Raw genomic sequence first — 14,588 nt, 5'->3', positions numbered from 1 at the left:
CATGCGTATCGGTATCATTGGTCTGGGTCGTATGGGCGGCAATATTGCCGTCCGCCTGACCCGTCATGGACATGATGTTGTTGTGCATGACCGCACGGCGTCCGTTACGGACTCCATCGTGCAGCGTGCCGAAGGTGGACGCGCTACGGGTGTGGACAGTGTCGAGGCCCTTGTGAAGGGCCTCGAAGGGGACACGCATCGTGTCGTCTGGGTCATGCTGCCTGCTGGCAAGATTACCGAAGCCTGCGTGCAACAGCTTGGCACGCTACTGGGCAAGGGTGACGTCATCATCGACGGTGGCAACAGCTACTACAAGGATGACGTCCGACGTGCAGAAGAACTGTCTGCAAAGGGTATTTCCTACGTTGATGTCGGGACGTCCGGCGGCGTGTGGGGCCTCGAACGCGGGTACTGCATGATGTATGGCGGGCCTAAGGAGGCTGCGGATTATATCGATCCAATTCTGGCTGCTCTGGCTCCAGGCAAGGGCGATGTTCCCGTTACGCCGAACCGTGATGCTCCGGGTCTCGATCCGCGGGCTGAGCAGGGCTATCTGCACTGTGGTCCGTCCGGTTCAGGTCATTTTGTGAAGATGATTCACAACGGCATCGAATACGGTATGATGCAGGCCTTCGCGGAAGGCTTTGATATCATGAAGAGCAAAAACTCTCCTGTTCTGGCCGAAGGCGATCGCTTCGATCTGAACATGGCGGATATTGCCGAAGTCTGGCGTCGCGGCAGTGTCGTGTCGTCCTGGCTGCTGGATCTGACGGCAGAAGCCCTCGCTAAGTCGGGTGAACTTTCCGAGTTCTCCGGTGAAGTGGCTGACTCTGGTGAAGGTCGCTGGACGATCGAAGCAGCTATTGAGGAAGACGTGCCGGCGCCTGTCATGACGGCGGCTCTCTTCACCCGTTTCCGTTCGCGGTCGGGCAACAACTTCGCTGAGAAGATCCTCTCGGCGCAGCGTTTCGGCTTTGGCGGTCACGTCGAGCCGAAATAAGCCCTTCTGACGGATGGGCAAGGGGGAGTGAGCGCAGTATGCTCATTCCCCCATTCAATATGGCCGACCGACAGGGGCTTGCATGTCCATTGATCTCGATACCATTCACGCGGAACTTCCCCCAATGCCGGATACGATCCGGATGGTTGTTTCCGATATGGATGGAACGCTCCTGACACCGGAAAAGACAATCGCTCCCTCTACGATGGCGATGGTAAAGGAGCTTCAGAAGCGCGGTATTCCGCTCTGTCTGGCAAGTGCGCGGCCACCGGCTGCGATGACAAAATACATTTCACAACTCGGCTTGAGCGGTCAAAACGCTGGTTTCAACGGTGGCATTATTTTTGCGCCGGATGGAACACCAACGGTCAGCCGTGTCCTTTCCCGCGATGTTCTCTCCGTGGTGCATGACATGCTGCATGTCCATGGGATCGAGACCTGGCTTTTGCGGCAGTCCTACTGGATGGTCAGTGACGTCGCGACACCGTTTGTGGAGCATGAACGCCGCATTACCGGTTTGACGCCACATCAGGTGCCGGATCTGCGTCATGAATTCGACGGGATCGGCAAAGTCATGGGCGTTAGCAACGACTACGATCTGCTTCAGCGTGTCGAAACTGAACTGGCGGCCATGCTCCGGGGTGAGGCAAGTGTGCGGCGTTCCTCAGAAATGCTGCTCGACATTACGCCTGCGCTAGCCAACAAGGGCGAAGCCGTGCGTGAACTGGCCCGCGCCCATGGCGTGGAGCCCCATGAAGTGGCCTGTCTGGGTGATGCCCATAACGACCTGCCGATGTTTGCCGTCGCAGGGTTGGGTATTGCGATGGGGCAGGCTGAAGAAGACGTAAGAGCCGCTGCCCAGGTTTTTACAGACACCAATGAACGCGATGGCTGGGCCAAAGCTGTCGAGCGTTACATTCTGCCAAGGGTCCGCAACACATGACGAGCGATATCCGTACAGCAACGCTGGAAACACTGCCTGATTCAGAAGCAGTCGCCCTTCGAATGGCGGATCTTCTGGTAGAAGGTATTCTCGCCAAGACGGACGGAAAATTCCGTGTTGCCCTGTCTGGTGGATCAACGCCCAAGCGCCTGTTTGAACTCCTGGCCGAACCGGAACTTGCAAAGCGTATTCCCTGGGAGCGCGTCGAGATTTTCTACGGAGATGAGCGGCATGTTCCCGAGGGGCACCCTGACAGCAATCATGCAGTTGGGCAGTCTGTGCTGATCAGCCGCGTGCCGGTTCCGGCAGGCAATGTTCATCCAATGCCGACAGGTTCAACTGTCGAAACCGATGCGAAGGCCTACCAGAAGACGCTTGAGACGGCCTATGGCGCGACCAGACTTGATCCGGCTCGTCCGCTTTTTGATCTCGTGATGCTGGGTCTGGGAACAGATGGTCATACCGCCTCGCTGTTTCCAGGTGAGCCTGTGCTGCAGGAAAAGACGGCATGGGTGGGAACGGCGGCTCCGAAGACTGCACCGCATGAACGCATTACACTGACATATCCGGCGATCGCTTCCAGCGCTCTGGTGGTTTTCCTTGTGACTGGGGCCTCCAAGGTTGAGATGTTGAAGCGTCTGCGGGACGGGGATAAGAGCCTCCCGTCCGCGAATGTGACCAGTGAAGGTCGTATTGTCATTCTGGCTGACCGTGCCGCAACGGGAGACGCGGCATGAGTTCGGATATGGAAATCCATAAGCGTACCGCAGCTCGGCAAGCAGCAGATATGGTCAAAAGCGGGATGGTTGTCGGCCTCGGAACGGGCAGCACTGCGACTTACATGATCGAGCGACTGGGTGAGCGGATCACGGAAGGTCTTCACATTGTGGGGATTCCAACGTCCGAAGACAGTGCCCGCAAGGCGAAGAAAGCCGGTATTTCACTAACGGATTTTGCGGCTCATTGTCGGCTCGACATTGCCATTGATGGGGCAGATGAAGTCCAGCGTGGGCCGTTGCACCTGATCAAAGGCCTTGGCGGAGCACTTCTGCGGGAAAAGATTGTTGCACAGGCCGCGAAGAAATTCGTCGTCATCGTGGATGGCAGCAAGCCGGTCGATCACCTTGGCGAGCGTGCTCCGGTTCCCGTGGAAGTGATTTCTTTCGGTTGGGAATGCACGGCAGAACGGTTGTCAGCCTGCGGTGCCAAGGGCGTTAAGCCGCGGACCGACCGTGACGGAAACCTGTTTGTCAGTGACAACGGCAACATGATTCTGGATTGCACGTTCGGTCCGATCGAGGACCCGGAAGAACTGGCGCGCCAGATAGACGCGATCGTAGGCGTGGTGGAACACGGCATGTTCCTGAACATGGCGTCTGAAGTTCTGGTTGCGACAGAACAGGGAGTGGAGCGATGGGAACCATAGGGACTGTTCAGTCTGTTGGAGCCATGGGAGTCAGGCCGCGGTTTCTGGTTGTTATGGGGGTTTCGGGGACGGGCAAGACAACGATTGCCACCGGCCTTGCCACCCGTCTCGGCTGGCATTTTCAAGAGGGGGATTCCCTTCATCCCCAGAGCAATGTCGACAAGATGAGTGCCGGGCAGCCGCTGACGGACGAAGATCGCAAGCCGTGGCTTGAAGTCTGTCATGAATGGCTAAAGCACGAAGTTGCACTGGGGCATGGTGCCGTGCTGACTTGTTCTGCACTGAAGCGCGTGTATCGGGAACAGTTGCGTCGTGGCTTGCCGGTGGAGTTCGTGCATGTTCGCGTGAAGCCGGACACGCTTGAAGATCGTATGGCGCATCGCACCGGGCATTTCATGCCGCCCAGCCTCCTGCCAAGCCAACTGGCGACGCTGGAAGAGCCGGGAGATGATGAACCGGTCATTCATGTTTGCGGTGAAGACCATCCGGATGTTATTCTTGAACGGTTAATCCGCCAGTTTCGGGACGAAGAAAACCAGAAGGAAGTTCATGCGGCTACTGGTTGACGCAGATGCCTGCCCTGTAAAAGATGAAATCTACCGTGTGGCAGGCCGTTATGGCCTCCAGACGCTGGTTGTTGCCAATCGCTGGATCAATATTCCACAGTCTCCTTTGATCGAACGCGTTGTGGTGCCGGAAGGTCCCGACGTTGCGGATGACTGGATTGCGGAACAGGCGATGGCGTTCGATATCATCGTGACCAATGATGTGCCGCTTGCCGTCCGGTGTCTGGACAAGAGCGCGGCAGTGCTTCGACCCAATGGCGAAGAGATTGATGAACGCTCGGCTGGAATGGTCTCGGCCATGCGGGATCTGATGCATGATCTGCGCGAAACCGGCACCGTGAACACCTACAATCCCTCTTTCGGAAAAGCGGATCGAAGCCGGTTTCTTTCCGCTCTCGATACGCTCATCGTGCGACTCCGCAGGAAAGCTGCCCTTTCCAAAGTGGTCCCCAGTTCTTCATAAATGATCCACAGGGACGTCCCCGGAGATGTTCCATGAATCTGGGGATAAGAGTCCGACGCTGAGGAAAAACCACCCATGAATCCGTTGCGTCTTGCCCAGCTTGAAATGTTCTGCGCGGTCGTTGAAACGGGGACGGTGGTGGCAGCCTCACGCATGCTGAACTGTGTGGCGTCCAACGTAACAGCGCGGCTGCGGGAACTGGAACAGCTGCTGGGGCAGGACCTGTTTACCCGCGAAAAGAACCGATTGTTTCTGACGCCGGAAGGACGATTGTTTCATCAGCGAGCGAAGGCAGTTGTGGATCAGGCTCGAGGCTTGACGGATCTGTTTTCCGAGGGGTCGCCCAAGGGTGTTTTGACCGTCGGGGCGCTGGATGTGGCGCTGAAGACCTATCTGCCGGACCGCGTTCCCCGGTTTCTGGTGTCAGCGCCGGGTGTGGAAATCAGGATGCTGATCCGTCCAACGGATACGCTTGAACGGATGCTGATGGATGGGGACATCGATCTGGCTTTGACAGATGGGCCGATCGAACATCCGATGATGAGCAGTGCTTTTGCTTTTCGCGAGCGTCTGGCGATTGTTTTGCCAAAAAATCAGGACATTTTACGGTCTGGTCAGGCAGTTTTCCTTTTCAATACGGACTGTCTGTACCGGCGGTATTTCGAGGCATGGCTGGAGCAGGGGGGCGTTGGTGGAGGGCTTATTCATACCATCGAATCCTATGATGTCATTCTGGCCTGTGTGGAAGCTGGATTAGGGATTTCCTGCATTCCTCAAAGTGTCCTTTCAACGTTGCAGGCAAAGCGGTGTGAGCAAGTCAACGTGCTGTATCCAGACGATATGCAAGGCAGCGACATTTATGCCGTCTGGCGGGAGCCTGGTCTGGGACCGCTTGGTCAGATGTTTGTGAAGAGTCTGCAAGCTTTGGTCTGAAGCTCACATAAAGTGAATGATAAGCTGATTTATCATCACTTTTAATAATCAACGCTCTTTGTCAGTCTTCGGTCATCGACTGAACCGGTGGCGGTCTCATGCGTCTGATACAATACAGCGCAAGACGCGTCGCCCTGAATACAGGAGCAGTCAATGGCACCGAAATACGATCTTTTTATCAATAATGAATGGGTTGCACCGGAAACCGGTGAATGGATTTCCGTCGAGAACCCTGCAACCAAAGAAACGGTAGGACAGGCTGCTCGGGGTGGAGAAGCAGACCTCGACCGGGCGGTAGCAGCAGCCAAGGCCGCATTCCCTGCATGGAGCCGTAAAACCGCGACCGAGCGTGCGGACTACGTCCATGTTCTCAAGGATCTCGTGAAGCGGGACAAAGAGAAGCTGGCTGAAATCATCACGTCTGAAATGGGCAAGCCGCTCAAGGAGGCTCGTGTTGAGGTTGATTTTGCGATCGGGCTTTTAAGGTTTGCCGCCGAAAATACGTTGCGGCTTCAGGGCGAAATCATTCCCGGCAGCACGCCGGATGAGAAGATCCTGATTGACCGTGTTCCCTTGGGCGTCATTGGTGCCATCACGGCATGGAATTTCCCGCTGGCGCTTTGTGCGCGCAAGATTGGTCCTGCCATCGCCGCTGGCAACACGATCGTCGTGAAGCCCCACGAGTTGACACCTCTCGCATCGCTCCATTTGGCGAAGCTGGTTGAGGAAGCGAAAATTCCCAAGGGCGTGGTGAATATTGTCACGGGCGACGGGCCGGAAGTTGGTGTTCCACTAGTGGCACATCCGGACGTCAAGCTCATTACCATGACGGGTTCTACGCCTGCGGGTAAGAAGATCATGGCAGCGGCGGCGGAGACGCTGAAGGAAGTCCGACTGGAACTGGGCGGTAAGGCGCCTTTCCTCGTCATGGAAGATGCTGATCTGGAAAAAGCGGCCGAGGCCGCCGTGCAGTCCCGTTTCATGAACACGGGGCAGGTCTGCACCTGCAATGAGCGGACTTACATTCATGAAGCGGTCTATGACGAGTTTGTTCAGAAGGTTCGTCAGAAGATCGCTGACCTGAAGGTCGGGCTACCGACAGATCCGGAAACGGATATGGGGCCAAAGGTCAGCGAAGATGAACTGAAGAAAGTTCATGAAATGGTGGAAAAGGCCGTCAGGCAGGGTGCAAAGCTGGAAACCGGCGGCAAGCGTCTGACGGGTGGCGTGTACGACAAAGGCTATTTCTATGCACCGACACTGCTGACGAATGTCTCGCAGGATATGGATATCGTCCATAACGAGGTCTTCGGCCCGGTCATGTCTCTCATCAAGGTGAAGGACTTCGATCAGTCGCTCGCCTGGGCCAATGATTGCCGTTACGGGCTGTCGGCCTATCTTTTCACGAAAGATCTGGGCCGCATTCTGCGCATGACCCGCGAACTGGAGTTCGGTGAGGTCTATGTGAACCGTCCGGGCGGTGAAGCGCCGCAGGGCTTCCACCATGGCTACAAGGAAAGTGGCCTTGGTGGTGAAGATGGACAGCACGGTCTGGAAGCCTATGTGCAGACCAAGACGGTTTATCTCAACGCCTGATTTTTCTGGAGGCAGTCCCGGATGGGGCTGCCTTTTTTCATAAAAGGACCGGAAACATGGTTAAAGTTGCTGCGCTGGCCACGGATGGCCTAGAAGAAATCGAACTGACATCCCCGAAGGAAGCTTTGGAAAAAGCAGGTGCGACCGTCACGGTCATTTCCTTGAAAGCGGGTGACTTTCAGGCTGTGAATAAGGATATTTATCCGTCGAACAAAATCCATGCAGATCTGGCCGTTGCAGATGCGAGGGCTTCGGATTTCGATGCCCTTCTACTTCCGGGCGGCCTGGCGTCTCCGGATGCCCTGCGCATGAACAAAGATGTTGTGGCGTTTGTGAAGGAGTTCGTAAAAGCCAATAAGCCGATTGCTGCGATCTGCCATGGCGCGCAGACGCTGATTGAAGTTAATGAACTGCGCGGTCGAACCGTGACGTCATGGCCGGCGATCAAAACCGATTTTCAGAATGCTGGCGCGCACTGGGTGGACACGGAAGTCGTGACAGACGGACCCTATGTATTCTCCCGTTGCCCGGATGACCTCCCTGCCTTCAACAAGGCAATCATCGAGCATTTTAAACTCAGCTAGAGACTGAAGCTACCAGGGTTGGACGAAAGAATCATGAATGGTGTGATCGTCCAACCTGCGTGTTGATGTAATTTGCCAATGATCCTTCACAAACCGAGACTTCAGGCGACTTCCCTTGAGCGACTGCCGTAACGCCTGTCTGGCTGTCAGGGTGCCTGATAGAGCTGGCGCCTTCAGTCTCTCAAGAGAGGCGAGATCTACCTGAATAAAACATCCCGTTTTGTGAGCCAGATCCTGCAGGCGCTCGTCCATGCGCTGAACGGGGAGCAACATGGGAAGGGCATCTCTCGTGCAGGCTGCTGATGCAACGGTTGGACAGGCAAGGATCAGGACGAAAAAAGCAAGAATTCGATAAGCCATGCTGCTTCCTTCAGAGAAACTGTTTCTGGAGAAGTAGCGGAAAGAAAGCCGATCATGGGAGGCTTTCATCATTCCAGACATGTTTTAATTGAAACAGGCCTTGTGTCCTGGCCAATCGAATTGAAGCGATCCGTATTTGAGCAGGCCGTAAGTGAGGGCAGGAGGAATGCTCCCTGTGGAGCCAAGAGTGTATCGGGCCTGATCGACAATGGAGACAGAACCTATCGAAAAGGTCGTCGGAACTGTCACCATCTGGCCGGACTGACGCCCGGCAGCGCTGTCGTAAAACTCATGGTTGACTGCATTGGACGCGTCAGTGGGCAAATGTGATGTCCGGATATGCAGAACCGTTTCGTTGTTATCCCCAGTATCGACCATGGCCCATTCAGACAGTGTTCCCCGCTGAAGAGGGAGAAGCCATTGGCTTGCATATCCTGCTCTTATGGAGGCCGTCACAAGATCGGCCGTGCACTGGAATGGCGCATGCAGGCCATAGGTCATGGCGGCGCGCGTTATGGTGACGTGTCGAAGCTGGCTTAGTTGTTGCAGGCCGATAACGATTTCGTTGTCTCGGGAGATAGCGAAAAGCTGGTTCAGGAAAACGGTTTTGCCAATGACGAGTGAAGGCACAACAACGAAGTTTCCGGAGTATCGGCGGCCTGACCCGTCCGATATGGCATCGGAGTGACCGATGATCCGTAGTTTATGTGCACGAGCAAATTTTTCCGGGAGAAGACCTGTCAGTGTACCGGTGCCAATCAGCGCCGGAACAGTCTCTCCATCTAGGGTGATATTTGTAGACGCTGCTTTGACACCCTGCTGAGTGAAACTGGAACGGGCTGTATTGAAATTGACCGTATCCAGAAATGGCAACCGTACAACCTGGTTTGGAATGCTCTCAGCAGAGACGCTGAGTGTCATGGGTTGTGCATTGCTGAACTCAAGGCTGGGCATATGGTAATATGCACGGAGAGGCTTGAAATACTGACGTTCGATCTGTTCCTGTGAAAGTGCCCATGCGCGGATGTGGCCCTGCAAAAGCAGGTTTCCGCTCAGAGTCTGCTCAATCATGAAATCGAGCGGATTAACGGTTTTCTCAGGGTCACCAATCGGTCCCAGTTTGCTGGCCATGGTCTTCAGAATCAGATTGCTGGTGTCATAGTCCCCGTGCAGGCGGGCAATGGCACTCAGGCAGAAGCCCAGCATGGTCTTATGGGAGAATGTTGGCTCTCTTTGGATCAGATGTGCCAGTTCAGTCTGGATAAACTGGAGGCGGGTTTCATCCCCGTGAGCCAGTGCTTCGAAAATTCCGTAATTGTCTTCGACGTGAAGAGTCGGGGGGGCACCTGGCACCTGTTCAATCATATCTGGTGTAAAGGCATCTATAGATGCGGCACGGGCGGGCGTTATTCCAAGCACTATTGCAGTGATAAGGGCCGATACTGCGGAAACTCGTCCTGCCAGCCTTATGGCTGTACGGCTGGAAAGGATTGCACCATTCAAAGGCTTAAAATGAAATAATTTCATACAAAAAGACATAAACCGACAAAATTGAAACGTCATCCGTCTTTGTCGACAGGATCTGGGTCAGAATAAAAAAAGCGGTGTCTGATCCGCCGGTTGGTGAGGGGCTGATCAGACACCGCTTGTTCAGGGCGCGGAAAAGAGTGGGTTAAAAGGTCATATCAACAAGTTGACGGCCTAGTGCCGGATCGTCTGTGAAGAAGCCGTCGATGCCCAGGTCCAGATACCGGCGGACTTCTGCAATCATACCGGCTGGATTACGGGCTGCCGGGCCCGCGTCACTGCGAAGTTGGGCTGGAAGAAAATAGTTTTCTGGACGAGCCGTATAGGAATGAACGAGCAGTCCCGCCCGGTGAGCGTCATCAACGAGCGTGCTCGGTTCGAGCCATGCACCCTTGGCGTCGCGCGGGATCAGATCCGTGTTGGAAGGGCCGATGACGTCTGCGTAACGGCGCACGTCTTTCAGTCCATCCGGCGTCATCAGATCACCAAAAGTGATCGTTTTGCCTGCTGCGGCGAGATCGGGCGGGGTTTGTTTGCGCTCACCCATCAGAAGCATCAGGCGGGTCTGAGGATTGATCGCGAGGGCCTGATCGCGGATACGGGCGAGATTGGCCGTCTCAAAAGACTGGATTTCGAGCGGTGCCTGACGGGTGTATTCGTGCGCAGCAATGGTCTTCAGAAAGATCGCTTCAGGATCATGACCTAGGCTGTGAAAATGGGTCGAGTGCTTGAGTTCCGGGATCAACCCGAAGGTCTTGCCGGTAGCCGCAGCCTGTGCAGCGACAATCTCAATGACTTCCTCAAAGGTCGGGATTTCGAAGCGGTCGTTGTAGCGGGTGTTATGGACACGTAGCGTTGCCAGACGTTCACGGGCACGCAGGGTCTTGAGTTCTGCGAGAGTGAAATCCGTGGTGAACCAGCCGGTCTGCTTCTGGCCGTCGATGGTGACGGTCTTTTTCCGATCGGCAAATTCCGGATGGTCTGACACATCCGTCGTATCGGCAATGTTGCTTTCATGGCGGACGACCAGATGGCCGTCCTTAGTCATGACCAGATCGGGTTCGATGAAATCGGCGCCGTCCAGCATGGCCTTGGCATAGGCGCCAAGGGTGTGTTCAGGACGAAGGGCGGACGCGCCGCGATGGGCAAACACCAGTGGCTTTGGAGCCAGGGAAGGAGCCGCTTTTGCGGAGCGGCTCAGGTGAAGGGCAGGGAGGGCTGCGGAAAGCAGCCCCAGAGTGCGGCGGCGCGTCAGCATGGAGCAGTCCTTACAGCGTGGCGTTCAGTGTCAGGAAGAAGCTGCGGGGTGCAACCGGGAAGGCACTGAACTGACCGGAGGTCTGGGTCGCGTTGATGGTAGACCAGGCACGTGTGTTGGTCAGGTTCGTGATGTTACCCTGAACACGCAGAGCTGCAATGTGTGGAATGCCATGGAATGTGTAGCCAGCGTTCATGTCAAACTGCGCGAAAGGAGCAGCGTACATGTCGTTCGTGTAGGTCGCGTAGCGCTTGCCGGTCACGACGCCGATGAACTGGCCGTAAGCGTTGCCCCAGTTGGTGCTGAACACGAACTTCTCGGACCATGCCGGCATGCCGACCACGTTCTTGCCAGCCGTGCGGATTGTCGTCGTGCCGGTCTTGTAGTCGTCGTTATAGGTGGACTTGTTGTAGGATAGGCCGTTGTAGAGCGAGAAATGGTCGCCGAAGTGGGATGTGAAGGAGAAGTCCATACCATCGGTCGTGACGGAGCCGACGTTTGCCAGTGTGGTGGCGGAACCAATGATGGAGGACAGGGTCTGTGTGGTGGCGACGGCCAGCAGACGGTTCGAGAAGTGAACGTGGTAGTAGGAAACCTGGCCTTCGATGGACGTTAGCGGGCCAAGATGAATCTGGCGGTGTTCACGCAGACCGGTTTCGTAAGTCCATGAGGTTTCCGGCTTGCCGTTCTTTTTGAAGTCCTCGAAAGCAGCCTGACTGGTGGCGCCCCATGGGGTGGCGTTGCCGTAACCTGCGTCCTGGAAGGAGCGCATGTTCTCCTGAATGTTGGCGAACCACTGCTCGTTCGGCGTAATGTTCCACACGGCACCGAAGGACGGCAGGAACGGGCGCTCGGCTGCAATCGTGCCACCCGGAGCAGTGACGGCATAGGACGGAGACAGGGAGCCGGCTTTTGCAGCAACAGGCAGGGTGCCGTTTGTGTAGACCAGTTCGGACTTGAAGCCGGCAGCCAGCGAGAAGTTCTTGGAAATCTGCCAGTTGTCCTGAAGATGCGTCACGAACGTATTGGTGTAGAAATTGTTCGTGTACTGGTCGATCAGGGCGTTCTGCTGACGCTCATAAGGCGTGGTTGGGTTGTTGGCGTCCAGCGGATACCAGCGACGGGCCTGCGTGTTGTTGTTGCGCTCATACCATCCGCCCACTTCGATGGAATGCTTGCCGAGATGGTAGCGCAGCGTGGAGATCAGGCCGCCACGATTGTCCCAGTATTCCGTTGTACGGGTTGCGTAGCCAGAGCCACCGAAAACAGAGCTGAGATCCTGACCAGGGAAATAGGCTGCGAATAGCGTCGGCAGGCCCGCTGCGGTGATCGGACCTGCGACGACGCCTTCACCCAGATCATGATGATAATAGATCGAGTTGTCCCAGTGCAGGTTTGCACTGAAATCATGCGTCCATTTGGCATAGGCGAGAAAATCTTCGCGCTGGGCAGCGGAGTAGTAGTTACGATAGTTCAGGCCCGCATTCTTGTACGCTGCCGAGTTGATATAGGATTTTGCGTAATTGAAGTTGGGATATGTGAACGGACGCACATATGTGCCGTAACCCTGCGGCAGGGTCACGCTGTCTTCGTTCGGCTCAACCTTCTGGGACCAGTCGAAGAATGCAGAGAAATGATCGTGCGCGCCGTGATGAACGAACTTGGCGTTGACCTGATAGCCGCCCTGATGGCCGGCAAAGTCCCATGCGCGGGCGTCCTGGCGAGCGAAGGAAACGTAAGCTGAGTTGCCGTTGCCAAACTCACCCGTATCGAGACGGGCGAATGTGCGGAATGTGGACCAGCTTCCGAAAACCTGTTCGATCTGGGCGCCACGCTTGTGAAGCGGGTCCTGCGTCGTGAATTCCATGGTGCCGCCGAGGTTCGACGTCGAGGCTGTGCCAAGACCACCAGCACCTGTGGCGATAGAGGCCGATCCGATGTTTTCGCTAATGGAGGCGCGCTGCGGAGACAGGCCGTTGTAGTTGCCGTAAGCCTGATCGCCGAGGGGGATACCATCCAGCGTGTAACCAAGCTGTTCCTTGGCAAAACCATGCACGTAAAGGGAAGAGTTCTGCTCGTTGTTGCCCCATGGGTCAGCGTTGTTGAACACAACACCTGGCAGGATCTGGAGGGCCTTGATGGGGTTAATACCTGGCAGGATGCGCTGCATCTGAACGCGTCCCAGTGTCTGCTCGGAACGGGTGCGCTTGGCGGTGATGACAAGCTGTTCGGAACCGCCCGCTACGTCTGCGGCTTTATGGGATGCTGCATGCTTCCGGCCTGTTTTGGCCGCATCAGCGGCATGAGCGGACGGCAGTGCCATGCACACAGCCAGCGGCGAGCAGAACAGAAAGAGCAACCCTTTGTTGCGCTTGGACTTTGAAAGCATGGAAATTTTCCCGTAACGAGCCAGAATCGAAACGGGCGGAAGCTAAGCGCAATACTTCGAGATGTGTGTGAACCTCATGTGAAGGTGGCGTGACAGTTTTATGACGCCGTTTGCCAGCCTAGGCCCACGATTGCGACGCGACGTCCAAACGGGGTCTCTTGCAATACTATGACTTCTCTTTCTTCAAGATAAGCCAGTTGGCGGCGGGCACGACCCAGAGAATGGGTGCCATAGGCACGGGCCAAAGCATCATCGTCCGGGCAGGTTTCCGAATCGAGCGCGGTGCGGGCCAACAACAGGAAGACGCCCTGAACATCTTCAGGAAGCGTTGCCGCAATAGCTTCGGCTTTCTGCCAGTCTTCGCTTTCTGCTCTTTCCTGATCCAGACCTGCGCGGATGGTGGCGAGGATACGCTGGAAGCGTCCGAGATCCAGAATGTTGCGTGACAGGCCCTGAATACGGGCGCGCAACTGGAAGTCCTGATATAATGTGGCAAGCGGCTTGTAGTCCGCGCCGTCTTCAGATGCGACGCCAGCAACCATGTCCCAGAGTTGGGTAATATCGACTTCCGTAATGTCTGCCGTAGCAACAGGCTCCTCTGCCTCGCGGGTTGCTCCATAGGCATCAAGCTGTGCGAGCAGGTCTGGCGGAGGTGGTCGTGTTTCCCGGCGAGGGCGGGGCGAGAACTCATGAACGGGTTCGAGAATAATGTCCCGCAGATCTTCGGCCATCACGGGTTCCAGAGGAACAAGCACTGGCCCGGTATTGTGGCTTGCTGTTTCTACAGGCCCGATGGTCAGAAGTTTTGGCCGACGCGATAGCGCCGGGCCAAGCGCCATGAACTGTCCTCGTGCTAGATCACGGAAAGACTCTGCGGCACGGCGTTCCATGCCCAGAAGATCGGCGGCGCGGGCCATGTCGATATCCAGGAAGGTCCGGCCCATCAGGAAGTTCGAGGCTTCGGCCGCCACGTTCTTGGCCAGCTTGGCGAGACGCTGGGTAGCGATGACGCCTGCCAGACCGCGTTTACGGCCACGGCACATGAGGTTTGTCATGGCCCCCAGCGAGAGACGGCGAGCCTCATCGGAGGTGTCCCCCCCGGCGACAGGTGCAAAAAGCTGGGCTTCATCTACGACAACGAGGGCCGGATACCAGTGCGCACGCGGCGCCTCGAACATACCGTTGAGGAACGCTCCGGCCGCACGAAGCTGCATCTCGGCTTCCACCTGCTCCAGATTGAGGACAACCGATGCACGGTGGGCTCTGACACGTTCTCCAGCGGCACGAAGGCTGGCTTCAGACTGATCTTCAACGTCGATCACCAGATGGCCATAGCGCTCCGCCAGAGTGACGAAGTCGCCTTCCGGGTCGATCATAATCTGCTGGACGAGTGTTGCGGTCTGTTCCAGCAGTCGGCGCAGAAGATGGGATTTGCCCGAGCCGGAGTTGCCCTGAACCAGCAGGCGCGTAGCCAGCAGTTCCGGCAAATCAATGCAGGTGTCTGAGCCGTCGCGGCCCTGTCCGAGAACGATGGATGTCATAG

14 protein-coding genes are annotated in these 14,588 nt (G+C 56.3%); 9 read left to right on the top strand and 5 right to left on the bottom strand.

Annotated features, from left to right (window positions below):
- The first annotated feature begins 1 nt into the window (after position 1).
- From gnd to AC3B6F_RS14415, 9 genes are all read left to right on the top strand, one after another.
- On the top strand, positions 2–1,000 hold the full coding sequence (gene gnd, locus AC3B6F_RS14455) for a phosphogluconate dehydrogenase (NAD(+)-dependent, decarboxylating) (RefSeq protein WP_061932568.1): 999 nt from the start codon (positions 2–4) through the stop codon (positions 998–1,000).
- Between the two features lie 82 nt (positions 1,001–1,082).
- On the top strand, positions 1,083–1,943 hold the full coding sequence (locus AC3B6F_RS14450) for a Cof-type HAD-IIB family hydrolase (RefSeq protein WP_489824882.1): 861 nt from the start codon (positions 1,083–1,085) through the stop codon (positions 1,941–1,943).
- Positions 1,940–2,680 carry a 6-phosphogluconolactonase gene (pgl, locus tag AC3B6F_RS14445; protein ID WP_489824881.1) on the top strand — a complete coding sequence of 247 codons (741 nt, stop codon included), beginning with the start codon at positions 1,940–1,942 and terminating at the stop codon, positions 2,678–2,680. The genes AC3B6F_RS14450 and pgl overlap by 4 nt, the downstream gene beginning before the upstream one ends.
- Entirely contained in the window at positions 2,677–3,369 is a 693-nt protein-coding gene (rpiA, locus tag AC3B6F_RS14440) for a ribose-5-phosphate isomerase RpiA (protein WP_489824880.1), read from the top strand. The genes pgl and rpiA overlap by 4 nt, the downstream gene beginning before the upstream one ends.
- Positions 3,357–3,935: a gluconokinase gene (locus AC3B6F_RS14435; RefSeq protein WP_034881086.1), complete on the top strand. Its 579-nt coding sequence runs from the start codon at positions 3,357–3,359 to the stop codon at positions 3,933–3,935. Before rpiA ends, AC3B6F_RS14435 begins: the two co-directional genes overlap by 13 nt.
- Positions 3,919–4,398, top strand: coding sequence for a YaiI/YqxD family protein (locus tag AC3B6F_RS14430; protein WP_489824879.1), 480 nt, complete (start codon positions 3,919–3,921; stop codon positions 4,396–4,398). The genes AC3B6F_RS14435 and AC3B6F_RS14430 overlap by 17 nt, the downstream gene beginning before the upstream one ends.
- Positions 4,399–4,473: 75 nt before the next feature.
- The gene (locus AC3B6F_RS14425; protein WP_489824878.1) at positions 4,474–5,331 is read left to right on the top strand and encodes a LysR family transcriptional regulator; all 858 of its coding nucleotides are present in this window, start codon (positions 4,474–4,476) and stop codon (positions 5,329–5,331) included.
- Between the two features lie 153 nt (positions 5,332–5,484).
- Entirely contained in the window at positions 5,485–6,927 is a 1,443-nt protein-coding gene (gene aldA / locus AC3B6F_RS14420; protein WP_023944929.1) for an aldehyde dehydrogenase, read from the top strand.
- A 56-nt stretch (positions 6,928–6,983) separates the two neighbouring features.
- A complete protein-coding gene (locus AC3B6F_RS14415) occupies positions 6,984–7,511 on the top strand; it encodes a type 1 glutamine amidotransferase domain-containing protein (protein ID WP_489824877.1) in 528 nt (175 codons plus the stop codon).
- A 9-nt stretch (positions 7,512–7,520) separates the two neighbouring features.
- On the opposite strand, the gene AC3B6F_RS14410 is transcribed toward AC3B6F_RS14415, so the two are convergent.
- The 5 genes from AC3B6F_RS14410 to AC3B6F_RS14390 all read right to left on the bottom strand — a co-directional run bounded on the left by AC3B6F_RS14410 (position 7,521) and on the right by AC3B6F_RS14390 (position 14,586).
- A complete protein-coding gene (locus tag AC3B6F_RS14410; protein ID WP_489824876.1) occupies positions 7,521–7,871 on the bottom strand; it encodes a hypothetical protein in 351 nt (116 codons plus the stop codon).
- An 84-nt stretch (positions 7,872–7,955) separates the two neighbouring features.
- Positions 7,956–9,398: a retropepsin-like aspartic protease gene (locus AC3B6F_RS14405; protein WP_489824875.1), complete on the bottom strand. Its 1,443-nt coding sequence runs from the start codon at positions 9,396–9,398 to the stop codon at positions 7,956–7,958.
- 145 nt (positions 9,399–9,543) lie between these two features.
- Positions 9,544–10,656: a glycerophosphodiester phosphodiesterase family protein gene (locus AC3B6F_RS14400; protein WP_489824874.1), complete on the bottom strand. Its 1,113-nt coding sequence runs from the start codon at positions 10,654–10,656 to the stop codon at positions 9,544–9,546.
- Positions 10,657–10,666: 10 nt separating this feature from the next.
- Positions 10,667–13,045 carry a TonB-dependent receptor gene (locus tag AC3B6F_RS14395; protein ID WP_489824873.1) on the bottom strand — a complete coding sequence of 793 codons (2,379 nt, stop codon included), beginning with the start codon at positions 13,043–13,045 and terminating at the stop codon, positions 10,667–10,669.
- Between the two features lie 98 nt (positions 13,046–13,143).
- Positions 13,144–14,586: a helicase HerA domain-containing protein gene (locus AC3B6F_RS14390; protein ID WP_489824872.1), complete on the bottom strand. Its 1,443-nt coding sequence runs from the start codon at positions 14,584–14,586 to the stop codon at positions 13,144–13,146.
- Positions 14,587–14,588 lie beyond the last annotated feature (2 nt).

The sequence above is a fragment of the Gluconobacter sp. ESL1110 genome, from assembly GCF_058107395.1.
The sequence above is the reverse complement of the archived record's forward strand: the minus strand, read 5'-3'. Positions and strand labels throughout refer to the sequence as shown.